The sequence below is a fragment of the Leucobacter alluvii genome (assembly GCF_039530485.1).
In the GTDB taxonomy this organism is placed as follows: domain Bacteria; phylum Actinomycetota; class Actinomycetes; order Actinomycetales; family Microbacteriaceae; genus Leucobacter; species Leucobacter alluvii.
In genome coordinates this window covers 621,467-643,939 of the sequence record NZ_BAAAOP010000005.1, presented here as the reverse complement: position 1 = coordinate 643,939, position 22,473 = coordinate 621,467, and the positions used below count along the sequence as shown (strand labels likewise).

The following is a 22,473-nucleotide window of genomic DNA, read 5'->3' as shown; positions in this document are numbered from 1 at the left end:
GAGGCTCCGTGTGACTACTTCGCGATGACCGGCTGCGGGTTCTTCCGACTCGTCAGCACCTGGTCGACGAGCCCGTATTCGAACGCCTCCTGTGCGCTGAGAATCTTATCGCGATCGATGTCGCGATTCACCTCTTCGATGCTGCGCTTGGAGTGCTTCGACAGTGTCTCCTCGAGCCATTCGCGCATCCGCAGGATCTCGCGGGCCTGGATCTCGATGTCCGAGGCCTGGCCGTGGCCGCCCTGACCGCTGGATGGCTGGTGGATCAGCACGCGCGCGTTGGGCAGCGCGAGCCGCTTCCCCGGGGTTCCACCGGCGAGCAGCACCGCCGCAGCCGACGCCGCCTGACCGAGGCACACCGTCTGCACGTGCGGGCGAATGTACTGCATCGTGTCGTAGATCGCCGTCATGGCGGTGAAGGAGCCGCCCGGCGAGTTGATGTACATGGTGATGTCCCGCTCAGGGTCCTGGCTCTCGAGCACCAGGAGCTGGGCCATGACATCGTCGGCTGACGCATCGTCGACCTGCACACCGAGGAAGATGATGCGATCCTCGAAGAGCTTGGCGTACGGATCCTGACGCTTGTAGCCGTAGGCCGTGCGCTCTTCGAAGGTCGGGAGCACGTAGCGCGCATCGGGCATCTGCAGGCTCGATCCGCCGGACTGGGGCATGTATGGAGTATTCATCGAGTGAGTTGCTTCCTGTCCGTCACGTTAGTTACTGGTGCCGCCGCCGCCGATGACATCGGTGGCTGAATCGCGGATGAAGTCGATGAAGCCGTACTCGAGCGCCTCATCTGCGGTGAACCAGCGATCGCGGTCGCCGTCCTCGTTGATCTGCTCCAGCGTCTTCCCGGTCTGCGCCGCGGTGATTTCGGCGAGGCGGTTCTTCATCGAGGTGATGAGCTGCGCCTGGGTCTGGATGTCGCTCGCCGTGCCACCGAATCCGCCGTGCGGCTGGTGCAGCAGCACGCGGGCGTTCGGGGTGATGTAGCGCTTGCCCCTGGTGCCGGCGGTGAGCAGGAACTGGCCCATCGAAGCGGCCATGCCGATGCCGACGGTGACGATGTCATTCGGAACGAACGACATCGTGTCGTAGATCGCCATGCCCGCGGTGATCGAGCCGCCGGGAGAGTTGATGTAGAGGTAGATGTCGGCCTTGGGATCCTCTGCAGCCAGCAGCAGGATCTTGGCGCAGATCTCATTCGCGTTGTCGTCACGGACTTCGGAACCGAGCCAGATGATACGGTCCTTCAGCAGTCGTTCGAACACGCTGTTCGGTGGCGTCTGTTCAGCCATGCGGCGCTCCATTCGTTGTTGCTTGGTTCGAGCGTACCGAGTCGTTCGCGCCTCGTGAGCCGTGTTCGCCGTGGGCGCATGGCCGCCGATACGCAACGATCCCCCACCTCGAAGTTCGAGGCAGGGGATCGCGGATGCGGCGGGATGCGACCTACTTGCCGGCCTCTTCAGCCTCGGCGGCGGCCTTCTTGGCGGCGCGCGTGGCGGCAGCCTTCTTGGCGGCAGCCGAACGAGCGGCCTTCTTCGCGGCCTCGTCGTCAGCGGGAGCGCTCTCGGTCGACGCGGCGGCCGGCTTCTTCGCGGCGGACTTCTTCGCAGCGGGAGCCGGAGCCTCTGACTCCGGAGCGGCTTCGGTCTCGACCGCCTCAGCGGCGTCGTCCGATGCGTCGGCTTCCTCATCGGAATCGACGGCCGTGAACTCGCTCAGATCGACGGCGTTGCCGTCCTGATCCACGACCTCCGCCTTTGCGAGCGCGACCGCGAGAGCCTTGTTGCGCGTGACCTCTCCGAGGATCACGCCCATCTGGTTGCCCTGGCTGATGGCCTGGAGGAACTGCGTCGGCTCCATGCCGTACTGCTGCGCCGACTGGAAGATGTACTGCGAGAGCTCGTTCTGCGTCGGCGTCACGCCTTCAGCTTCGACGATCGCGTCCAGCAGCAGCTGGAGCTGAATCTGCTCCTCCGACGACTTCCGCACCTCGGCGCGGTGCTCGTCGTCCTCGAGGCGGCCTTCGCCCTCGAGGTGACGGTGCACCTCTTCCTCCACCAGCTCTTCGGAGACGGGGATGCCGGCCTGCTCGATGAGCGTTGCGGTGAAGAGATCGCGTGCCTGCTGACCCTGCGCGAAGACGGAGGCCTTCGAAACCTGATCCTTCAGGCTCTCGCGGAGCTCGTCGATCGTGTCGAACTCGCTCGCGAGCTGCGCGAACTCGTCGTCGGCCTCGGGAAGCTCGCGCTCCTTGACCGCGGTGACCGTGAGCTCGACCTCGGCGTCCTGGCCCTCGTACTCCCCGCCCAGCAGCTGCGAGGTGAAATTCGTCGTCTCGCCGGCGGTGAGGGTCTCGACTGCCTCATCCGTACCTGCGAGCAGGTTGCCAGCGCCGACCTCGTAGGAGACGCCGCTCGCCTGATCGACCTCGTTGCCGTCGATGGTCGCGGTGAGGTCCAGCTCGACGAAGTCGCCGGTCTTCGCGGGGCGATCCACGGTCACGAGGGTGCCGAAGCGCTCGCGGAGCTTGGTCAGCTCGGCCTCGACCGCATCCTCGTCCACCTCGACGTTGTCGACGGTCAGCTTCAGGCCGTCGTACTTGGGCAGCGTGAAGTCGGGGCGCACCTCGACCTCGAACGCGAGCACGAGGGTGCTCTCCGGATCCTTGGCTTCCGGCCACTGCTCGACATCCGCGGTGGGGCGGCCCATGGGGCGCTCGTCCGCCTCGGCGAGAGCAGCCTGGTAGAAGTCGTCCAGCGAGCTGTTGACAGCCTCCTGAATGACTGCCTCACGGCCGACGCGCTGATCGATGATCGGCGCGGGGACCTTGCCCTTGCGGAATCCGGGCACCGAAACCTGCTCGGAGATGGTCTTGTACGCCTGCTTGAGGTAGGGCTCCAGCTCGTCGAGCGTAACTTCCACGCTCAGCTTGGCGCGGGTCGCAGTGAGCTTCTCAGCTGTCGTCTTCGGCAATTTGGCCTCTCATCATCAGAATGTCGTTCGGATGCCGGTTTCGGGCCGGCGGACCCTGGTCGGGGCGACAGGATTCGAACCTGCGACCTCCCGCTCCCAAAGCGGGCGCTCTAGCCAAGCTGAGCTACGCCCCGGTGTACCCGGGAGTTCCATCGTGCTGGCGCGCGGTCGCGCGCAACCCGAGCAAGTCTAGCCGATGCGCGAACCGCTGCGCTGCAGGTGCCCGGAGAAGTGCCGGAATCCGCGCGCACGGAGGCGCGGCGACGGGAGAAACGGAGAAGGCCCCGCGTGAGCGGGGCCTTCTCGGCGGAGGGGATGACGGGAATCGAACCCGCGTAATCAGTTTGGAAGACTGAGGCTCTACCATTGAGCTACATCCCCGTGCTGCGTGCAGCGCGTGCCGAAGCACCTCACCGATCATACTGCATCGTCGAGCCCGACACGAACGCGCCGTCACTCGTCGCGTGTCGCGGCCCGATGATTGTCGGTGGTCTCCAGATAGCGCGCCGAGTTGAGGCGCACCGCCTCGCGGTCCTCGTCCCGCAGTTCGCGCACCACTCGACCGGGCACGCCGACGACGAGCGAGTGCGGCGGGACGATCATGCCCTGCGGCACGACCGCTCCCGCGGCCACGAGACTGCCCGACCCCACGACGGCGCCGGTGAGCACGGTGGCGTGCATGCCGATGAGGCAGCCGTTCTCGATGGTGGCACCGTGGATCATCGCCAGGTGGCCGACCGAGACGTCGTCGCCGATGATCGCCGCATCCCCGCGTTGCGTGTGCACGACCGCACCGTCCTGAATGTTGCTCCGCTCCCCCACCCGCACGGAGTCGGAGTCGCCGCGCAGCACTGCGTTGTACCAGACGCTCGACCGCGCGCCGATGCGAACGTCACCGACGACCACGGCTCCAGGCGCGATCCAGGCGCGCTCGTCCACGACGGGGGTTCCGTACGGAGGCACACTGATCACGCGTGCACCCGCCTGGGCAGAGGAATCGTTCGAAGTCATAGCGCCTCCCTGCGCGTCGGATGAAACGAAAAAGCCCTTACCGCAAGGGTAAGGGCTTCGCTCGCTCCCCCGGCTGGGCTCGAACCAGCGACATCCTGATTAACAGTCAAGCGCTCTGCCAACTGAGCTACAGGGGATCATTGCGACTGCAACCAGACTAGGTTAGCAAGCCCCGAAGCGGGTGTGCAAATCGTCCCGGTTCGGGCGATTCGCCCGCCGAGCGCACGCTATTCTTCCGCGATCTCGTCGTACGCCGTCGCGCGCAGCGCCTGCGCGAGACGCTGCACGTACCCGTGGTCGGCGTTGCGGAAGATCTCATTGATCTCCCCGCGCCCCACGAGCCGACCCTGCTGCATGACGAGCACCTCCTGCACCAGGGCCTCGAGCATGCCGATGTCGTGGCTGATCAGCAGCATCGTGGCACCGCTGCGCTCTCGGTACCACCGCAGCAGCTCGACGATCTTCGGCCGGTTGTTCGCGTCGACGCCGAGTGTGGGCTCATCCGCGATCAGCAGCCGCGGGTCGAGCATGAGCGAGCGCATCACCGCGACGCGCTGCCGCTGGCCTTTCGACAGCTCGTACGGATACTCCTGCAGTTTCGCGAGCGGAAGGGCGACGATGTCCATCATCTCCGCGATGCGCTCGCCGAGCTCATCGCGGTCGAAGTGCTTGCTTCGCTCGACGATCGGCTCGAAGAGGATGTCGCCGACGTTGAGCTCGGGCGTGAGCGTGGCGCCGGCGTCCTGGGCGAGGTGGCCGACGTACGCCGTCAAACGCGCGCGGGTGCGGCGCCACAGGCGGTTCATGGGCACGTCCATCACGGTGGCTTCACCGCCGGTGAGCCGAATGCGGCTCGATTTCTCGCTGGCATCGGGCCCGCGGCCCGCCAAGAACTTCGCAAGCGTCGACTTGCCCGAACCGCTCTCGCCGAGGAGGGCGAACACATCGCCGCGCGCGACATCGAAGGAAAGCCCCTCGACGGCCTCGAACTCCCGGCCCCCCGCGTGCGCCGGGTACGAGAGCGAGAGGTCCGAGACCCGAATCATCGGATCGGCGTCGACTACGGGGTGGGGCATCCTGAATTCTCCTCGGTGGCTCGTGGTGCGCTCCGGCTGACCAGCAGCCTAGGGCATCGGGATGCGCACGGCGGGAGCGGTTTCGGCACGCCGCTCAATCTGCGCGCAGACTGCGGCGAGCTGATTCGAGCGCGACGAGCTGCTCCTGAATCTGACGAGCGCGCGGGTCTGCGGAGTCGCCGATGCGCTGATGGCGTGCGAGCAGTTCGCGTTTGAGCTCCACGAGATCCCGGTCGAGCAGCGAGACCACCACGTCGCGGGCGTACGCCGCCAGCTGATCGAGATTTCGCTGCGGCATGGGGGCCATGGCGAGCTCGCGGATGAGTCCGTGATGCGACTCGGGTGCAGCCGCCATGACGGCGTCCCACCACGCCGGCGTGCCGAGTACCGGCAATGCGGCGCCGAGTGCATCGCGCACGACACGCAGGTCGGGTTCGAGCACCTGCGCCGTCACCGCCTGCTGCAGCAGGTCAGGGCCCACCGATTCGCCCTGCTGCAGCATCGCCATCAGGGCGTCGCGTTCGAGCCAGGTCGTAGGGGCGTTGCGAAGTGAAGAGAGTCCGATACGACGCGGCGCGGCGGGTGTCGTATCACGCTGCGGATCGGAGGGTCCACCGTACGGGTCCGAAGCGTCGTCGTACTGGGCACTCGGGCCGGAGGCGTACGGATCCTCCTGCTGCCCCGACGACCCTGGCCGGCGCGCGGCCCCGCGCTGCCCGTACCCGCCGCGCTGCTGCTGTCGTTGGTTCTGCACGTGCTGGCCCTGCCGTTGCGGCCCGTTCTGGCCCTGACCCGACCGGTCCTGGCCGCCGCGATCGCTGCCCCGAGGGCTGCGCTCGGCGCTGCGCACAGCATGCTGCACCTCATTCAGCTCGGCGCCCAGCAGGCGCGCGAGCTCTCGCGTGTATCCCGGGCGGAGTGACGGGTCCCTGATCTCCGCGATGATCGGCGCGGCCTCGCGCAGCGCGGCGACCCGCCCTTCCACGCTGTTCAGGTCGAAACGCGCGATCGCCTGCCTCAGCGCGAACTCGAAGAGCGGAATCTTGCGCGTGAACAGCTCGCGAACCGCCTCGTCCCCGCGATGCTGACGCAGATCGGAGGGATCGAGCCCTTCAGGCGCGACAGCGACGTAGGTCTGCGCAGTGAAGCGCTTCTCCTCGCTGAAGGCGCGGAGCGCGGCTTTCTGCCCGGCCTCATCCGGGTCGAAGGTGAACACGACCTCGGCGGCGGAATCATCGCCCATGATGCGTCGGAGCACGGCGATGTGATCCTTGCCGAACGCCGTTCCGCAGGTCGCCACCGCGGTCTCCACGCCCGCGAGATGACAGGCCATGACATCGGTGTATCCCTCGACGACCACGGCGCGTTTGCCACGCGAGATCGCCCGCTTCGCGAGATCGAGGCCGTACAGCACCTGCGACTTGTGGTAGACCGGGGATTCAGGCGTATTGAGATACTTGGGGCCGTTGTCGTCCTCGTAGAGCTTGCGCGCTCCGAAGCCGAGCGTCTGGCCGCTCGTGTCGCGGATGGGCCAGACGATTCGCCCGCGGAAGCGATCGTAGGCACCGCGCTGCCCTTCGGAGGCGAGACCGGACTGCACCAGCTCCTGCGGCGTGTATCCCAGTCCGCGCAAATGGCCGCTCATACCGTCCCAGCCTCGCGGGGCGTACCCGACGCCGAACCGTTCGCAGGCGGCCTCGTCGAAACCGCGCTGCGTGAGGAAGTCGCGCGCCATCGCGGCTTCTTCACCGGCGAGCTGCGCCGAGAAGTACTCGGCCGCTGCGGTGTTCGCCGCGAGCAGCCGGGCGCGATTCGGGCCGTCTTCGCGCGCGAAACTCCCCTCCTCGTACGTCAGACTGTAGTGGATCCGCGCTGCAAGACGTTCCACCGATTCGGCGAAGGTGAGATGGTCCATGCGCTGGAGGAAGGTGAACGCGTCACCGGATTCCCCGCACCCGAAGCAGTGGTAGTAGCCGAGCGCCGGACGCACGTGGAAACTGGGACTGCGCTCATCGTGGAATGGGCACAAGCCCTTCATCGAATCGATTCCGGCGTTCTTCAAGGTGACGTAGTCACCGACGAGATCGGCAAGGTTCGTGCGACGCTTCACTTCCTCGATATCGCTCGCACGGATCCGACCTGCCATAGCTGTACAGTCTACTGCCGAAGCCCGCCGACCAGGCGACGCTGCGGCGCCGGTGCCGCTGGTACGAAACGCTGCGCGTTTCGCCTACACCAGCGGCACATCACACAGCCGCTTGTGCCAGGCGATCGCGGACTGATCCGTCAGCGATGCCACCTGGTCCACGATGGCGCGCCGCCGCCCCGCATCATCCGCAGCCTGGCGGAAGTCGGCCGCGAAAGCGGGCTCCAGCTCGTGCTCCCCCGATTCCCACAGCACCTCGAGCAGTTCGCCCAGCAACTCGCGCTGCCGACGATACGTCGGTTGACGCCGCCCGCTCGCCATGACGAACGCCGCGACGATCCCCTTGAGCACGGCGATCTCTGCACGGATCTCGCGGGGAACGATGACGGAAGCGTTGTAGCGCGCCAGCGGTGAGCCGTCCGCCGCCTCAAGCGTCGCCCCGATCGATGCTCGCGCGAACCGGCCGATCATCTCGCTCGTGAAGTTCTTGAGCTGCGCCTGGTGGGCGCGGCTCTCGTCCCAGCGGGTCAGCCAGGTCTCGGATTCGGAGATGCGGTCGTACGCCGCCCCGAGCTCGTCGCTCGAGTAGGAACCGCCGGCCCACTCCGACACAGCACGGATCAGCGAGTCATGGCCTGAGCGGGCGGTGAGGATCTCGGGGTCGATGAACCCGCTGACGACGGCGTCCTCGAAATCATGCACCGAGTAGGCGATGTCATCCGAGAGATCCATCACCTGGGCCTCGGCGCACTTCCTCCGCTCCGGCGCTCCCGCGCGCAGCCATGCGAAGACTGGAGCATCATCCGCGAAGTAGCCGAACTTCGCGCTGCCGGGCTCGGCCTCGGCGAGGCTCCAGGGGTACTTGCAGCTGGCGTCGAGCGTCGCGCGGGTCAGATTCAACCCCACGCTCGCACCGTCGGAGGTGAACCGTTTGGGTTCGAGTCGCGCGAGCACTCGGAGCGTCTGCGCGTTGCCCTCGAACCCGCCTGCGTCGACGGCCCACTCGTTGAGCGCCTTCTCCCCGTTGTGGCCGAAGGGCGGATGACCGAGGTCGTGCGCGAGGCACGCAGTGTCCACCACGTCCTGCGCAAGGTTCAGCGAGACGGCGAGCTCCCGGCCGATCTGCGCGACCTCAAGGGAATGCGTCAGACGGTTCCGCGCGAAATCGATGCCGGCCGTGGGGCTGAGCACCTGCGTCTTCGCCGCGAGGCGTCGCCAGCCGCTCGAGTGGAGCACGCGCGCACGGTCGCGGGCGAAATCGCTGCGCGATCCGGAATGCGACTCCGGCACGTAGCGTTCGGCGTCGACCGCATCGTATCCGGCGGGCAGGCCCGACTCACCCACCCGAGTCGTCTCGCTCGGCATCCGCCAAATCGGCGTAGTCGATGTTCTCGCTCGTGCGGCTCTCGAGCCAGCGGTCCGGCAGCACGACCCGCTTCGGGCTGCCGGCGCGACCGCGCTGCCCTTCGGCGCCTTCGCCGGGGTACGGCAGTGAGGCATCCATCGTGGCGAAGATCTCGTCCATCTGCTCGAGCGATTCGACGGCCGCCAGCGCGCGACGCGTGTCGCCGCCGACCCCGTAGCCCTTGAAGTACCAGGCGACGTGCTTGCGGATGTCGCGGCACGCATGCGGCTCATCGTCGTCGTAGAACTCGACGAGCAGCTCGGTGTGGCGACGCATCGCATCCATGACGAACCCGAGCGGCGGCTGAGCGATCGACGCCGCCGCTTCCTCTGCCGTGATCTCGCCGGCCTCAGCGCGGAACGCCGCTGCGAGGTCGCCGAAGAGCCACGGGCGACCGAGGCACCCGCGGCCGACGACGACGCCGTCGCAGCCGGTTTCGCGGACCATGCGGATGGCGTCATCGGCCGACCAGATATCGCCGTTGCCGAGCACGGGCACGCTCGTGATGGTCTCCTTGAGCGTCGCGATCGAACTCCAGTCGGCCTGGCCGGAGTAGAACTGATTCGCTGTGCGCCCGTGCAGCGCGATGGCGGCCACGCCTGCGCCCTCGGCAGCACGCGCGGCATCGAGGTACGTCAGGTGATCCTCATCGATGCCTTTGCGCATCTTCACCGTCAGCGGAATGTCGCCAGCGGACCGCACCGCCCCCTCGACGATCGCTCGGAACAGATCGCTCTTCCACGGCAGCGCAGAGCCCCCGCCCTTGCGAGTGACCTTCGGAACCGGGCACCCGAAGTTGAGATCGATGTGATCGGCGAGATCCTGATCGACCAGGAAGCGCACGGCCTCCGACACGGTCTTCGGATCGACGCCGTAGAGCTGGATCGAACGCGGCGTCTCGCTCTCATGATGCTTGATGAGACGCAACGACGCTGGCGTGCGTTCGACGAGCGCCCGGCTCGTGATCATCTCGCTCACGTAGAGCCCTGCGCCGTATTCGCGGCAGAGCCGCCGGAATGCCGTATTGGTGATACCGGCCATGGGGGCGAGCACGACGGGCACATCGAGTGCGAGCGGCCCGATGCGCAGGCGGGCGTCACCGAGAGTCTGGGAAGTCATATCCGTACCATTCTCGCAGATCAGGATCCGTTGGGCGTGTCGACGGCACCGCCGAAGCGACGATCCCGGTCGTGATAGATGCCGATCGCCTCCCAGAGCTGCCGCCTGCCGAAATCGGGCCAGAGCGTGTCGAGGAACACCATCTCCGCGTACGCAGACTGCCAGAGCATGAAGTTGCTCGTGCGCTGTTCGCCGGAGCTGCGGAGGAACAGATCGACATTCGGCAGTTCGGGAACGTACAGGTGACGCTCGATGGTGCGTTCTGTGATGCCGTTCGGTGAGAGCCGACCGGCGCGCACCTCGGAGGCGATTGCGCGCACCGCGTCCGTGATCTCGTTGCGCCCGCCGTAGTTCACGCACATCGTCAAGGTGAGTCCGGTGTTCGACGCAGTCGCGCGCTCCGACGCCTGCAGCTCGTTGATCACCGATCCCCAGAGCTTCGGGCGGCGCCCGGCCCAGCGCATCCGCACGTTCCAGGCATCGAGCTGCGCCCGACGGCGGCGCAGCACGTCGCGGTTGAATCCCATGAGAAACCGGACCTCATCGGGCGAGCGCCGCCAGTTCTCGGTCGAGAACGCGTACACGCTGAGATGGGCGACCCCGGCCTGAATCGCCCCGGCGACCACGTCGAGCAGTGCCTGCTCCCCCATCCGGTGCCCTTCGACCCGCGGGAGGCCTCGCCGGTTCGCCCAACGCCCGTTGCCGTCCATGACGATGGCGACGTGCTGCGGGGGCGGGCCGGCGAAGATCGGAGGCTGCTCCCCGGTCCAGTCGACCGGCACGAGCGAGGACGGAGCGCGGTGCATGACTGCCAGTGTAGATGCGGTCCGCGGCCCCGCAGCTCAGCGCCGCGGCGCGCGGAACGAGCGCAACCCGCGCTCGAGGTGCCACTGCGTGTACGCAGCGGCGATGCCGGCGGCCTGACCGCGCTCCCGCTCCGAGGCCTGCAGCGCGTCGTCCCAGTTCCCCGAGAGCAGGGCCCCGAGCAACAGAATGCTGCCCGGATCCAGCCTGGGTGAGCCGGGGGTGCGGCAGTCCTCGCACACGACGCCACCGAGCTGCACGACGACGGCGGTGTGGGGCCCCGCGGCTCCGCACCGGACGCAGTCGACGAAGCCGGGCGTCCAGCCGGCGATGGAGAGCGCGCGCAGCAGATACCCGTCCCGCACGAGCTCCGGCGGAATCCTGGCGGCCGCGAGGGTGCGGAGCGCGCCCACGAGCAGTTCGTACAGCGGCCGGGAGGGGTCGCCCTCGGCGAGGCGCTCCGCGGTTTCCACGATGACGCTGCCCGCGCGGTACCGGTCGTAGTCGGCGCTGATCGCCGGACCGTATGCGCCGAGCGTCTCCGCCTGCGTGATGGTGTCGAGCGAGCGACCCTCGAAGCACTGCACATCCGCGACCATGAACGGTTCGAGACGGGCGCCGAACTTCGACGAAGTGCGGCGCACGCCCTTCGCGACTCCCCTGAGCAGCCCGCGGTCACGCGACAGCATGGTGACGATGCGATCGGCCTCACCCAGCTTATGGGTGCGGAGCACAACACCTTGTTCGCGGTAGAGGGGCACGAGTCCAGTATCCTCCACCCTCGCGACGGCGCGTACCCCATTCCGCCCGCGGCGCAACGACGCATGCGGCCCGTCGCATTCGCCCGATCGTGCGCGAGAATGGAGTCGTGTTCGACGAGACGTTCCGCATTCCGCTCTACGCCGATCTCGCCGCGGTCGGAGTCGGCAGCCTCCAGGGCGCGCTCTTCGCCGCGGGCTTCAAACGGCTCGATCTGCTGGGCGTCGCGATCATCGGAATCTTCTCAGGGGTGGGCGGCGGCTTCCTCCGCGACGTCTTCCTGGGCACGACGCCGGCGGCGTTCGCCGACAACTGGTACCTCATCGTGGCAACAGGCGCCGCGCTCATCGGAATGCTGCTGCAGCGGCTGCTCGAGAAAGCAGACCCGGTGATCACCGTGCTCGACGCGATCAGCATCGGAATGTTCGGGGCGATCGGCGCGACGAAAGCGCTCGCACTCGGCATGCCGGTCGTACCGGCGCTCTTCATCGGCACCGTCTCGGCGGTGGGCGGCGGCGTGCTGCGCGACCTGATGCTCAACATTCCGATCGCACTCATGCATGTCGGCTCGCTCTACGCCGTGGCGAGCCTGGTCGGAGTATCGGTGCTCGTCGGCCTGCTGGCGCTCGGCGTCGCGGTCATCCCCGCGAGCATCGTCTGCGTCGTGGTGACTGCACTCGTTCGTCTGCTCGCCGTGCGGTTCGGGTGGAGCCTGCCCGAGCAGCGCGCCCTGAGCCGCATCCGACTTCGGCGTCAGCGCCAGGTCGAACAGGTCATCGAAGAGGCGCTGCACACCGGCACCATCACACTGCCGATCACGCTGCCAGAACCGGGAGACATCGGTGAGCGGGAACCGCGCGCCGGCGCTGAGGATCGCGACGTCGACCAGGACCCTCCCGCAGAGCGGCCCTGACGCGTCGGTGGAGTTCCGACTGCCGTGAGAGTTCTGGCGCTTACGCCCGAGGGCCGCTGCGGCGTCGGCCGACCTTGGCCTCGGCCTCGCGCCACGCCCGTTGAGCAGGCGTCTCCCCCGCCGGCGCCGTAGCCCGGATGGAACGATCGGCCGTCCCGCCCCGCGAGAGATGCCAGGCGTGAGTGATCGCCAACGCGAGCGCATCAGCGGCGTCCGCCGGCTTCGGGGGCGCGGCGAGCCTGAGGAGCCGCGTCACCATCGTCGTGACCTGCAATTTGTCGGCGCTGCCGTAGCCCGTGACCTGCGCCTTGACCTCGTTCGGGGTGTAGAGCGCCACCGGAATGCCGCGCCGCTCGGCGAGGAACATCACAACGCCGCTGATCTGAGCGACGCCCATCACCGACGGGAGGTTCTGCTGAGCGAAGACGCGCTCGAGAGCGATCGCCGCTGGTTTCTCGCCGTCGAGCAGCCGTTCGATCGCGGACCCCAGCTGATGGAGCCGAGCCGGCAGTTCGGCCGTCGCCGGCGAACCGAGCACCTCCACGTGCTCGAACGTCACGCGCCGCCCGGCCCCGGCCGTCACCACGCCGATGCCGCAGCGCGTGAGGCCGGGGTCGATGCCGATGATGCGCGTCATCGTCGAGGATCCGGTCTCGACCGGTGCGTCACTCGTCTTCAGCGAGTTCGGCCTGCACCTCTGCGGTCAGGTCGACATTCGTGAAGACGTTCTGCACGTCGTCGCTGTCCTCGAGTGCATCGATCAGGCGGAACACCTTGCGCGCCGTGTCGGCATCGACTTCGACCTTGAGGCTCGGCACGAACTCCGCGTCCGCCGAGTCGTAGTCGATCCCGGCGTCGACGAGCGCGGTGCGAGCAGCGACGAGATCAGAAGCATCCGTGATGACGTCGAACGTCTCGCCATTCGGAGCGGCGTTGACCTCTTCTGCACCGGCTTCGAGCACCGCAGCGAGCACGTCGTCCTCCGTGGTGCCCTCGGCGGGAACGACGATGACGCCCTTCCGCCCGAAGTTGTACGCGACGCTGCCCGGATCAGCGAGGGTGCCGCCATTGCGATTCAACGCGGTGCGCACCTCCGCCGCTGCACGATTCTTGTTGTCCGTCAGGCACTCGATCATGAGGGCGACGCCGTTCGGGCCGTACGCCTCGTACACGATCGTCATGTACTCGACTGCGTCTCCGTCGAGCCCGGCACCGCGCTTGATGGCGCGATCGATGTTGTCGCCCGGAACGGAGTTCTTCTTCGCCTTCTGCACGGCGTCGACGAGGGTCGGGTTCCCTGAGAGATCAGCGCCGCCGATGCGCGCCGCGACCTCGATGTTCTTGATGTACTTGGCGAACGCCTTTGCACGGCGCGAGTCGATGATCGCCTTCTTGTGCTTCGTCGTCGCCCACTTGGAGTGTCCGGACACGGGAGCTCCTCTTTGATTGTTTCGGAATGAGGGTGGTCTGAGTTCAGTCTATGGGGCCGGAGCGCGGCGCCCCGCCGCAGTCGGCTCCTGCGCCGATCAGGGACGGGGCCAGGCTTCGGCGAACAGCTCGCGCACCTCGCCGAGCAGTTGGGGCATCGCTTTCGTCTTCGCGATGATCGGGAAGAAGTTCGCATCGGATGCCCACCGCGGCACGACATGCTGATGCAGGTGCGATGCGACTCCGGCACCGGCGATGGCTCCCTGGTTCATACCCAGATTGAATCCGTCGCACTGCAGCGTCGATCGTGCGACGCGCATGGCCGTCTGCGTGAGCGCGGCGATCTCGGAGGTCTCCGCGTCGGTAGCCTCGTCGTAGTTCGAGATGTGGCGGTAGGGGCAGACGAGCATGTGGCCGCTGTTGTAGGGGAAGAGGTTCAGCAGGACGTATGCGTGCTCGCCCCGCGCGACGATCAGTGCTTCGGAATCGGCGCGCTCCGGAGCCGCGCAGAATGGGCAGTCGTGCTCACCGGGCTGATGATGGTCCGACACGTACACCATGCGGTGCGGCACCCAGAGTCGACGCAGGTCATCGGCGACGCCGACGGCGCCGCTCTCCTCGAGCGACTCCGGCCGCACCCCACCGGGTGCGGAGCTCGGCATCGACGCCTCGTCAGCTCCCGAACCCGCGCCTCCGTCTACTCCGACCATGCCGTCGAGACCTGCTCGTGCGAGCGGATCGCAGCGGTGATGCGATCGATCGCCTCGTCGACCGGCACGCCGTTCAACTGCGTGCCGTCGCGGAAGCGGAAGCTGACGGCGCCCGCCGCCCGATCCTCCTCGCCCGCGATGAGCTGGACCGGGACCTTCGCCTTCGTGTGCGTGCGGATCTTCTTCGGCATGCGGTCGTCGCTGTGATCGACTTCGGCCCGCACGCCCTGCTCGCGCAGGCGCGCGACGACCTCGTCGAGGTACTCGCCGTACTGCTCGGCCACCGGAATGCCGACGACCTGCGTCGGCGACAGCCAGACCGGGAACGCGCCGGCGTAGTGCTCGAGAAGGATCGCGAAGAAGCGCTCGACCGAGCCGAGCAGCGCCCGGTGGATCATGATGGGCTGCTTCCGGGTGCCATCCGCCGCCGCATACTCCAGCTCGAACAGCTCTGGTTGGTTGAAGTCGAGCTGCACGGTTGAGAGCTGCCAGGTGCGGCCGATGGCGTCGCGGGCCTGCACCGAGATCTTCGGCCCGTAGAACGCGGCGCCGCCGGGGTCGGCGACGAGCTCCAGCCCCGACTCCTCGCCGACCTCGCGAAGAGTGTCGGTCGCGAGTTCCCACTGCTCGTCCGAGCCGACGGACTTCTCGGGATCGCGGGTCGACAGCTCGAGATAGAAGTCGTTGAGCCCGTACGCGCGCAGGGTGGAGAACACGAACTCGAGCTGTCGCTTGATCTCGTCCTTCACCTGCTCGTCGGTGACGTAGATGTGCGCGTCGTCCTGCGTCAGGCCGCGCACGCGCGTGAGGCCGGAGAGGGTGCCGCTCTTCTCGTACCGGTACACGGTGCCGAACTCGGCCAGCCGCAGCGGCAGCTCTCGATAGCTTCGAGCGCGCGCGCGGAAGATCAGGTTGTGGAACGGGCAGTTCATGGGCTTCAGGTAGTAATCCTGCCCCTGTTTGACGACATTGCCGTCGCCATCCGTCTGCTCGTCCAGGTGCATCGCCGGGAACATCCCGTCCTTGTACCAGTTGAGATGCTGACTGGTCTCGAACAGCGTGCCCTTCGTGATGTGGGGGCTGTTGACGACCTCGTACCCGTTCTTCAGCAGCTCGGAGCGCATGAAGTTCTCGATCTCGTGACGGATGATCCCGCCCTTGGGGTGGAACACCGCGAGGCCGGATCCGATCTCGTCCGGGAAGCTGAAGAGGTCGAGCTCGACCCCGAGCTTGCGGTGATCGCGCTTCGCCGCCTCTTCGAGACGCGTCTGGTAAGCACGCAGTTCGTCCTTCGACGGCCACGCGGTGCCGTAGACGCGCTGCAGCATCGGATTCTTCTCGCTGCCGCGCCAGTAAGCGCCCGCCGATCGCATCAGCGCCCAGCCGTTGCCGAGCATGCGCGTGCTCGGCACATGCGGCCCACGGCAGAGATCCTTCCAGCAGAGCTCGCCCGTCTTCGGGTCGATGTTGTCGTAGATGGTGAGCTCGGCACCGCCGACCTCGACGCTCTCACCGTTCTCATCTCCGGCTGCTCCACCCTTCAAGCCGATGAGTTCGAGCTTGTACGGCTCGTCCGCGAGCTCGGCGCGAGCCTCGTCCTCGGTCACCACGCGTCGCACGAAGCGCTGCCCCTGCTTGACGATCTTCTGCATCTCAGAGGAGATCGCCTTCAGGTCTTCCGGCGTGAACGGCTCCGCGGGGTCGAAGTCGTAGTAGAAGCCATCGGCGATGGGCGGGCCGATGCCGAGCTTCGTCTCAGGGTTGATGCGCTGCACCGCCTGCGCGAGCACGTGAGCCGCCGAATGCCGCAAGATGTTGAGGCCGTCCTCCGAGTCGATCGTGACGGGCTCCACCGTGTCCGTATCCGTGATCTCCGCCGCGAGATCTCGCAATTCTCCATCGACGCGCATCGCGACGATCGAACGATCGGTGAAACGGGAGAAGCCATCGGCCACGGGTGAACTCCTTCACTGTGGAGGTCGGAAACGACGGGAACGCGAACGCGAACGCGCCGGGTCGGCGCAGATGCCGGCCACCGTACGATCCTACTGGGTTCGCGAGGTGTCGACCTGCGGAGGGTCGACGCGCTCATCGGGGTCGCTCGGAGTGAACCGTCGGCGCCCCGCCGTGAACCAGACCGTCGCTCCCACGAGCGGAATGGCGGCGATGAAGAAGATCCAGGCGATCATCTTGGGCCAGCTGAGCTGCGCCCCGAACTTCGCGAGCGAGAGGATCGCCCAGAGGCCGAGGACCGCATGGGTCAGGGCGAAGATCCCCGGCAGGAAGTCGAGCGCGGTGATGGCCGGAGCGTGCATGGGCGCCAGACTACCTGAGCGCCGCGCCCCGTCTGCGCAGGGCCTCCGGCGCGAGCATTCGCGTGCGCGCGGGCGCTCAAACAAGAGCACCCCCGCGGTGTGAACCACGGGGGTGCTGCGGTGGGCGATACCAGACTCGAACTGATGACCTCTTCCGTGTGAAGGAAGCGCGCTACCAACTGCGCCAATCGCCCGTGTGCACTCCCGGAATGCGATGATTCCCGTGCGTGCCAACCTCAAAGATCATACACGGAACCAGAGTGCGGATTGCACCGTCGCCGACAAGCGGCAGCTTTCCGCGGATCCCCCTTACTCGTTCGGGCGTGTCGTAATGGGGGCGAGGTCGCTGTCGAGGTGCTCATCGAGTTCCGCGCTGACCTTCCCGAGCGTCTCGAGCTCGTCGCGCAGCGCGTTGTATCGATCGATGTCGGCCTGGAGCTGGGCGAGCTCGGAGTCGATCTCAGCTCGCCGCTGCTGCAGCGCGGCCGCATCGCGCTGCTGCTGCTCAGGATCATCGCGGTATCCATCGCGTTCGAGTCGGGACGCGTAGTCCGTCGCATCCTCGTTGAATGCTTCGACGGTCTCGCTGTATGCGGAGCTGCGCCGCTCCACATCCGCGCGCAGATCCGCCATCTCGGCCTGCAGTGCGTCGACCCTGGCCTGCAGATCGTTGAACACCGTCACGTAGGTTTCGAAATCATCGATCAGTGCGGACCGATTCGTGAACCACTGCGCGTAATGATCTTCCAACCACTGCGGCAGCTCGCGCACCTCGGTGCCCAATACCGAATGCAGCTCGTTCGCGAAGGCAGCGTCCGGCAGATGCTCGTACACGCTCATGCGTTCTGCGAGCGCGGCATCCGTTGGCGCGAGTTCGTCGTACACCTCCCGCAGGCGCGAGGCGAGCAGCGACCGGTCTCCCTCGCCGAGTCGATGGAACGCCGCGTGGAGCAGTTCATGGGCCGCAGTGATCTCGACGACCTCGCTCACACGGTCATCCGTGACGTCGAAGAGGTGGATGCGGTCGGCGGTATAGCAGCCGAGCACGTGCCCCTGCTCCGAGTGGTCGACGTCGGCGCACTGCTCGTTGAAGTGCTGGCTGCCGTCCACGGTGGGGTGCGTCGCGATGAAGATGCGACGTCCGGTCTCCGTGAGCTCGAGATCGTCTGCCAGATCGCTCACCCGAGGGCTCATCTCGTAGTTCATTCCCGCGAGGTGATCGCTGATCTCCTGACGCAGCAGCATCGCGCCGACCGCGAGGGCGACGAGAGCGAGGAACACGGAGAAGCCGATCCATCGCTTCAGAACCGCTGCCGCCCCTTCAGCCATGGAATAACAGTATCCGCGCGGCTGCCCGGCGGTGGGAAAAACTTGCCGGATCCGCGCGAAGACGGCACGAATCGAGGCGGCGCGCCCGGGATGGCCGCACCGATTTGCACCCCCGGCGCCGCTTCCCTATAGTTATTCAGGTCGCGGTAACGCGGTGAAATGCGGATGTAGCGCAGTTGGTAGCGCATCACCTTGCCAAGGTGAGGGTCGCGAGTTCGAGTCTCGTCATCCGCTCTAGTGCCCGAGCTTGCTCGGAAACTTATGGTAACAAAACTACGGTGGCGTGGCCGAGAGGCGAGGCAGCGGCCTGCAAAGCCGTATACACGGGTTCGAATCCCGTCGCCACCTCGTCTCACAACTGAATAGCCTGAACAGGCGCGATTGGCGCAGCGGTAGCGCGCTTCCCTGACACGGAAGAGGTCACTGGTTCGATCCCAGTATCGCGCACAGATAGACCCGGCCCCGGCCGGGTCTTTTTCTTTCCCCAGTGACCTCGCATCACGCGGCGCACTAGGGTGGAGCGATGTCAGCCACCGCGATCCGACGCTCGTACGATGCGCGGGCGGCCGAATATGCCGACCTCTTCGCCTCCGTCGACGCAGCCCCCGCTCACGATGTCGCAGAGATTCGCGAATGGGCGGCACGGTGCAGCGGCCCCCTCGTCGATGCCGGCTGCGGCCCGGGCCACTGGACCGACGATCTGCGCCGTCAGGGCGCTGAGATATCGGGCTTCGACCTCTCCCCCGCGTTCATCGAGATCGCGCGCCAGTGCTTTCCGCGCAGCGAGTACCGCGTCGCGGATCTCGCGCGGAGCGGCGTCGCCACGGCTTCCGCGGGTGGAATCCTCTCGTGGTTCTCGCTGATCCACACTCCGCCGGCTGAGGTCGACGCAGTTCTCGCCGAGTTCGCCCGCATCTTGGCTCCCGGCGGCCGTCTGCTTCTCGGGGCCTTCGCCTGGCCGGAGCTGGAGCCGTTTGCGCACGCCGTGGTCACCGCCTACCGGTGGCCACCCGGAGAACTCGCCGGACGGCTCGTCTCTGCAGGGTTCGAGCTGCATCGAGTGAGTGAGCGCACACCCGAGGGGGCGCGACCGCAGTGCTCGCTCGAAGCCCGACGTGTCGAAGAGTGATTGCCGGGCGAGGAACCGCACCGCACAATGGAGGTGACCAGAACATCGGCGTCGAGATGGGAACACTCATGGCACACCTCGGTACCCTTCACAGCTTCGTTCTCGACTGCCCGGACCCGCGGGCGCTCGCGGAGTTCTATCGCGGCCTCGTCGGGGGGACGATTCAGGCTGACGGGGACGACTGGGTCGATCTTCGGATCGATGGCATCGGGGCGAAGCTCTCCTTCCAGCAGTCCCCAGGCTATGCCGCACCCGTGTGGCCGAGCGATGACGGCGATCAGCAGGCGCACCTCGATATCGCGGTGCCTGATTTGGCCGGTGCCCACGACGACGTGCTCGCGCTCGGCGCTCGCCACATCGAGTCCCATGACACGTTCCGGGTCTACCTCGATCCCGTCGGCCACCCGTTCTGCACTGTCGTGTAGCGCGGCAGGATCACTGAGCGTGCGGACGGCTGGGCGCCGACCGCTGCGAGCTGCGCCCGAATCAGCCTTCGGGCGCGTGGACTCCGTGCGCGCGCATCACGGCGCCGGCGGCGTCGACGAAGCGACCGCGCTCGAGCACGTGTCCTTCTCGGCGCACCCGCGCGTCCGGTAAGCGCAGCACTCGGTCGGTCGCGAGGAAGCTCTCGCGCCCCTGACCATCCCAACGACCGGTTCCGACCGAAACGAACCCGCGGTGCTGCTTCGTGCTCAGGTAGCATCCGGCGGTCGTTGCCGCATCGATTCGCGCGATGATGAGCACGGGGCGATCCTTGCCCCTGCCGTCATGCTCGGCATACGGAACCCAGGCCCATACGATCTCGCCCGGATCCGGGGCGCCGTCCGGGTCTGGCGCGTAGGCGAGGCGCAACCCGCGAATCTCGGCGAGCGTGAGGTCCCGATCCTCTGCGACGTCGTTCCGCCCGAGATCCCGCCGAACGGAAGGAGTGGGCCGCGCGGGCTTCAGGAGCGCCGAGGCCAGCGAACGCAGGAGTCCAGAGACCGTGCGCGATACGTTCCCCCGCCCCATCTCCGTTACGCGATCTCGCTCGCCGAGAGCGCGTTGAGACGCGACATGCAGCGCAGGTACTTCTTGCGATATCCGCCGTCGAGCATGCCTCCGCCGAAGACGGTGGTGATCGGCGCACCCGTAGCGCGGATGGGGATCTGAGCGTCGTACACGCGGTCGATGAAGGCCACGAATCGCAAGGCGGACGACTGGTCCGTCAGCACGTGAACGTCGCGCAGGCCGATGCACTGCACGCCCGTCAGGAGGCCGCTGTAGCTCGACGGATGCACGGTCGCGAGATGCTCGATCAGCGCGGAGAAGTCGTCGTCCGTCATGCGCTCGTGCGCTGCAGCGACATCGGCGAGGGCGAAGCGGTACTCCTCGTCGGAGAGCGGAACCGCGTCTCCTTCGAGGTCGCGCTGCCGGTAGTCGACGCCATCGATGCGAATCGTCGTGAAACGATCGGACATCGCCTGGATCTCGCGCATGAAGTCGGCGGCCGCGAAGCGCCCCTCTCCGAGCGCGTTGGGCGGCGTATTGGAGGTTGCGACGAACTTGGTGCCGGTGGACGTGAGATCGCCGATCAGGCGTGTCATCAGCATCGTGTCGCCCGGATCATCGAGCTCGAACTCGTCGATGCAGATCAGGCGAGCGCCCTGAAGCACGCTGACGGCGCCGTTGTACCCGAGAGCACCGACGAGCGCGGTGTACTCGATGAACGTTCCGAAGTACTTGCGTCCGGTCGTGGCGTGCCAGGTCGCCGCGAGAAGGTGGGTCTTACCCACCCCGAATCCGCCGTCGAGGTAGATGCCGGGCTTGGTGGGCGCGGCTGAAACAGACTCCGCCTTCTTCCGCCCGAAACCGAAGAATCCCCCGCGAGACACGGCTGGAGCTGGAGCCGCGAACGCGCGCAGCAGCTCCCGAGCCTCCTCCTGCGACGGATAATCGGGGTCCGGCCGGTACGAATCGAACGACGCGCGATCGAACTGCGGCGGTGGAACCAGCGTCGCTACGAGTTCGGTGCCACTGATCGTGGGGCGCCGATCGACGAGACTGGCGGTGCTGTGCTGGGAGTCTGAGACCATCACCGATAGTGTACCGTCGCCGCGTTGCTCAGCCGCGCCAGGGCTGGTGCGGCAGGGCACGGACGAACACGCGGGTCACCGCTTCCCAACCGCTGCGGTCCACGTTCCACAGCTTCACGTGCTCGGCCCCGGGTTGCATTCGAAGCTGTACGAGGTCGGGGCGCAACTCGGCGAGCCGCTCCGCTCCCGCCGACGGCACGAACGTGTCAGCTGTGCTGGCATGGATGAGGACCGGCACAGTGAGTTCGGGCGCGAACGTCTCGGGGTGCAGCGTCGCGATCGGAAGCCCGCCGCTCTCGCCACCCGTGACGAGGCCCCTGGAGAGCATCTCGACCCCGAGACCTGCGATCGGCGCAGGCACTGACTGCGCCGTGGCGTGGTAGCGGAGCAACGCGCTCCAGTCCACTGCGGGCGAGTCGAGGATCAGACCGTCGATGAGTGCGCGGTGGACGCCTCGGGTGGCAGCAACGAGGCACGCGGTACCGCCCATGGACCAGCCGAAGAGGGTCACCCGCTCGGCTCCTCGTCGCCGGGCTTCGGCGATCGCCGCATCCACGTCTCGGCTCTCCGAGAACCCCACGCCGTAACGACCGCCAAGGCCGGGAGGCGCGCCCGGATCGTTGCGGTAGGAGATGACGAGGTTCGTGATCCCGCTGCGCGCGAGCGGGATCACGCCTCGCAGCGTCTCCTGCGGCAGCGCCCCGCGTCCGTGCACGTGGACGGCCCACCGACGCTTGCGCGCGAAGCGCGGATGCACGATCCAGGCGTCCGCCTCGCCGAGCTCGGTGCGGTACGTGATCCGATCAACGCGGTACCCGAGCTCTTCCGGGGCGGTGAACCACCACCCCGTGATTCTTCCGCGGGTCTCCGCCTGAAGCGTTCCGCGATCGACGGCGACGAGCTCGCGCACCACCGTCTCGCCTTCGATCGCGATCACCTCCCCCAGTCGCGCATGGCCAGCGCCTCCGTCGAAGATGAACGAGTACCGGCCGGGGAGATCCGCATCGGCACCCCGCAGATGCACCTGCCTCCGCTCCGGTGAGCCTCCGGCCTCGGATATCCGGATCACGGTGACCGGAGATTCGGGAACGACAGCCGGGGTCACCGCTCGTCGCGCGAGCGCGGCTCCGCCGAGTATCGAGCCGACGGACGCCGCGATCGCACCGCCGCCGAGTACGCCGGCAATCCCGAGTGCGAGCGCTCGCCCCCAGCGCAGTCCTTGCATGGGCTTGCCCTCCCCTGTTCCCCGCATCACGGCGTGGCACCGGCGTGATG

Annotated in this window: 22 protein-coding genes and 7 tRNA genes; 6 read left to right on the top strand and 23 right to left on the bottom strand. The window is 67.1% G+C overall.

Translation table 11 applies throughout. The annotated features are described in order from the left end of the window. Nucleotides 1–14: 14 nt before the first annotated feature. From ABFX18_RS07550 to recO, 13 genes are all read right to left on the bottom strand, one after another. Nucleotides 15–686, bottom strand: coding sequence for an ATP-dependent Clp protease proteolytic subunit (locus ABFX18_RS07550; protein ID WP_090148892.1), 672 nt, complete (start codon nucleotides 684–686; stop codon nucleotides 15–17). A gap of 27 nt (nucleotides 687–713) precedes the next feature. Then, nucleotides 714–1,394, bottom strand: coding sequence for an ATP-dependent Clp protease proteolytic subunit (locus ABFX18_RS07545; RefSeq protein ID WP_255536937.1), 681 nt, complete (start codon nucleotides 1,392–1,394; stop codon nucleotides 714–716). A gap of 55 nt (nucleotides 1,395–1,449) precedes the next feature. Continuing rightward, on the bottom strand, nucleotides 1,450–2,979 hold the full coding sequence (gene tig / locus ABFX18_RS07540; RefSeq protein ID WP_346057897.1) for a trigger factor: 1,530 nt from the start codon (nucleotides 2,977–2,979) through the stop codon (nucleotides 1,450–1,452). A gap of 56 nt (nucleotides 2,980–3,035) precedes the next feature. Beyond that, nucleotides 3,036–3,113, bottom strand: a tRNA-Pro gene (locus tag ABFX18_RS07535). A 176-nt stretch (nucleotides 3,114–3,289) separates the two neighbouring features. Beyond that, a tRNA-Gly gene (locus ABFX18_RS07530) sits at nucleotides 3,290–3,360 on the bottom strand. A 72-nt stretch (nucleotides 3,361–3,432) separates the two neighbouring features. Further along, the gene (locus ABFX18_RS07525) at nucleotides 3,433–3,990 is read right to left on the bottom strand and encodes a gamma carbonic anhydrase family protein (protein WP_346057896.1); all 558 of its coding nucleotides are present in this window, start codon (nucleotides 3,988–3,990) and stop codon (nucleotides 3,433–3,435) included. A 64-nt stretch (nucleotides 3,991–4,054) separates the two neighbouring features. Then, nucleotides 4,055–4,127: transfer RNA gene (locus ABFX18_RS07520), tRNA-Asn, on the bottom strand. Between the two features lie 90 nt (nucleotides 4,128–4,217). Beyond that, nucleotides 4,218–5,066 (bottom strand): ABC transporter ATP-binding protein, encoded by an 849-nt coding sequence (locus ABFX18_RS07515; protein WP_090148883.1) that lies wholly within the window; start codon nucleotides 5,064–5,066, stop codon nucleotides 4,218–4,220. 94 nt (nucleotides 5,067–5,160) lie between these two features. After that, on the bottom strand, nucleotides 5,161–7,212 hold the full coding sequence (dnaG, locus tag ABFX18_RS07510) for a DNA primase (protein ID WP_346057895.1): 2,052 nt from the start codon (nucleotides 7,210–7,212) through the stop codon (nucleotides 5,161–5,163). Between the two features lie 84 nt (nucleotides 7,213–7,296). Beyond that, the gene (locus tag ABFX18_RS07505) at nucleotides 7,297–8,577 is read right to left on the bottom strand and encodes a deoxyguanosinetriphosphate triphosphohydrolase (RefSeq protein WP_346057894.1); all 1,281 of its coding nucleotides are present in this window, start codon (nucleotides 8,575–8,577) and stop codon (nucleotides 7,297–7,299) included. Beyond that, nucleotides 8,549–9,736 (bottom strand): tRNA dihydrouridine synthase DusB, encoded by a 1,188-nt coding sequence (gene dusB, locus ABFX18_RS07500; protein ID WP_090148878.1) that lies wholly within the window; start codon nucleotides 9,734–9,736, stop codon nucleotides 8,549–8,551. Before dusB ends, ABFX18_RS07505 begins: the two co-directional genes overlap by 29 nt. 20 nt (nucleotides 9,737–9,756) lie before the next feature. Continuing rightward, entirely contained in the window at nucleotides 9,757–10,542 is a 786-nt protein-coding gene (locus tag ABFX18_RS07495) for an isoprenyl transferase (protein ID WP_090148876.1), read from the bottom strand. Nucleotides 10,543–10,578: 36 nt separating this feature from the next. Next, nucleotides 10,579–11,301, bottom strand: a complete 723-nt coding sequence (recO, locus tag ABFX18_RS07490) for a DNA repair protein RecO (protein WP_090148874.1) — start codon at nucleotides 11,299–11,301, stop codon at nucleotides 10,579–10,581. 107 nt (nucleotides 11,302–11,408) lie between these two features. Between recO and ABFX18_RS07485 the strand changes: the two genes are divergently transcribed. Beyond that, nucleotides 11,409–12,212, top strand: coding sequence for a trimeric intracellular cation channel family protein (locus ABFX18_RS07485; protein ID WP_346057893.1), 804 nt, complete (start codon nucleotides 11,409–11,411; stop codon nucleotides 12,210–12,212). A gap of 40 nt (nucleotides 12,213–12,252) precedes the next feature. Here the strand turns inward: ABFX18_RS07485 and ruvC are convergent, their stop codons facing one another. The 7 genes from ruvC to ABFX18_RS07450 form a co-directional block, all read right to left on the bottom strand. Then, complete coding sequence (ruvC, locus tag ABFX18_RS07480; protein WP_346057892.1) at nucleotides 12,253–12,849, bottom strand: crossover junction endodeoxyribonuclease RuvC; 597 nt, start codon at nucleotides 12,847–12,849, stop codon at nucleotides 12,253–12,255. A 28-nt stretch (nucleotides 12,850–12,877) separates the two neighbouring features. Then, complete coding sequence (locus tag ABFX18_RS07475; protein ID WP_090148870.1) at nucleotides 12,878–13,642, bottom strand: YebC/PmpR family DNA-binding transcriptional regulator; 765 nt, start codon at nucleotides 13,640–13,642, stop codon at nucleotides 12,878–12,880. A gap of 96 nt (nucleotides 13,643–13,738) precedes the next feature. Next, nucleotides 13,739–14,302 carry an HIT family protein gene (locus tag ABFX18_RS07470; protein ID WP_346057891.1) on the bottom strand — a complete coding sequence of 188 codons (564 nt, stop codon included), beginning with the start codon at nucleotides 14,300–14,302 and terminating at the stop codon, nucleotides 13,739–13,741. Nucleotides 14,303–14,337: 35 nt separating this feature from the next. After that, a complete protein-coding gene (gene thrS / locus ABFX18_RS07465; protein WP_346057890.1) occupies nucleotides 14,338–16,305 on the bottom strand; it encodes a threonine--tRNA ligase in 1,968 nt (655 codons plus the stop codon). A 90-nt stretch (nucleotides 16,306–16,395) separates the two neighbouring features. Beyond that, nucleotides 16,396–16,665, bottom strand: a complete 270-nt coding sequence (locus ABFX18_RS07460) for a hypothetical protein (RefSeq protein WP_346057889.1) — start codon at nucleotides 16,663–16,665, stop codon at nucleotides 16,396–16,398. Between the two features lie 121 nt (nucleotides 16,666–16,786). Continuing rightward, nucleotides 16,787–16,859, bottom strand: a tRNA-Val gene (locus ABFX18_RS07455). Nucleotides 16,860–16,974: 115 nt separating this feature from the next. Further along, nucleotides 16,975–17,994 carry a hypothetical protein gene (locus tag ABFX18_RS07450; RefSeq protein ID WP_200328884.1) on the bottom strand — a complete coding sequence of 340 codons (1,020 nt, stop codon included), beginning with the start codon at nucleotides 17,992–17,994 and terminating at the stop codon, nucleotides 16,975–16,977. A gap of 161 nt (nucleotides 17,995–18,155) precedes the next feature. Here ABFX18_RS07450 and ABFX18_RS07445 point away from each other — a divergent pair. From ABFX18_RS07445 to ABFX18_RS07425, 5 genes are all read left to right on the top strand, one after another. Beyond that, nucleotides 18,156–18,228, top strand: a tRNA-Gly gene (locus tag ABFX18_RS07445). A 43-nt stretch (nucleotides 18,229–18,271) separates the two neighbouring features. After that, nucleotides 18,272–18,342 (top strand) — tRNA-Cys (locus ABFX18_RS07440). Nucleotides 18,343–18,369: 27 nt separating this feature from the next. Next, nucleotides 18,370–18,441 (top strand) — tRNA-Val (locus ABFX18_RS07435). A gap of 76 nt (nucleotides 18,442–18,517) precedes the next feature. Beyond that, nucleotides 18,518–19,123 carry a class I SAM-dependent DNA methyltransferase gene (locus ABFX18_RS07430; protein WP_346057888.1) on the top strand — a complete coding sequence of 202 codons (606 nt, stop codon included), beginning with the start codon at nucleotides 18,518–18,520 and terminating at the stop codon, nucleotides 19,121–19,123. Nucleotides 19,124–19,191: 68 nt separating this feature from the next. Beyond that, a complete protein-coding gene (locus ABFX18_RS07425; RefSeq protein WP_090149783.1) occupies nucleotides 19,192–19,548 on the top strand; it encodes a VOC family protein in 357 nt (118 codons plus the stop codon). Between the two features lie 61 nt (nucleotides 19,549–19,609). On the opposite strand, the gene ABFX18_RS07420 is transcribed toward ABFX18_RS07425, so the two are convergent. From ABFX18_RS07420 to ABFX18_RS07410, 3 genes are read right to left on the bottom strand one after another with little or no spacing between them, the layout of a single operon-like run. Then, on the bottom strand, nucleotides 19,610–20,134 hold the full coding sequence (locus ABFX18_RS07420; protein WP_346057887.1) for a type II toxin-antitoxin system PemK/MazF family toxin: 525 nt from the start codon (nucleotides 20,132–20,134) through the stop codon (nucleotides 19,610–19,612). 5 nt (nucleotides 20,135–20,139) lie between these two features. Next, nucleotides 20,140–21,198, bottom strand: a complete 1,059-nt coding sequence (gene zapE, locus ABFX18_RS07415; protein WP_090148851.1) for a cell division protein ZapE — start codon at nucleotides 21,196–21,198, stop codon at nucleotides 20,140–20,142. 28 nt (nucleotides 21,199–21,226) lie between these two features. Next, nucleotides 21,227–22,423, bottom strand: a complete 1,197-nt coding sequence (locus ABFX18_RS07410; RefSeq protein ID WP_346057886.1) for an alpha/beta hydrolase family protein — start codon at nucleotides 22,421–22,423, stop codon at nucleotides 21,227–21,229. Nucleotides 22,424–22,473 lie beyond the last annotated feature (50 nt).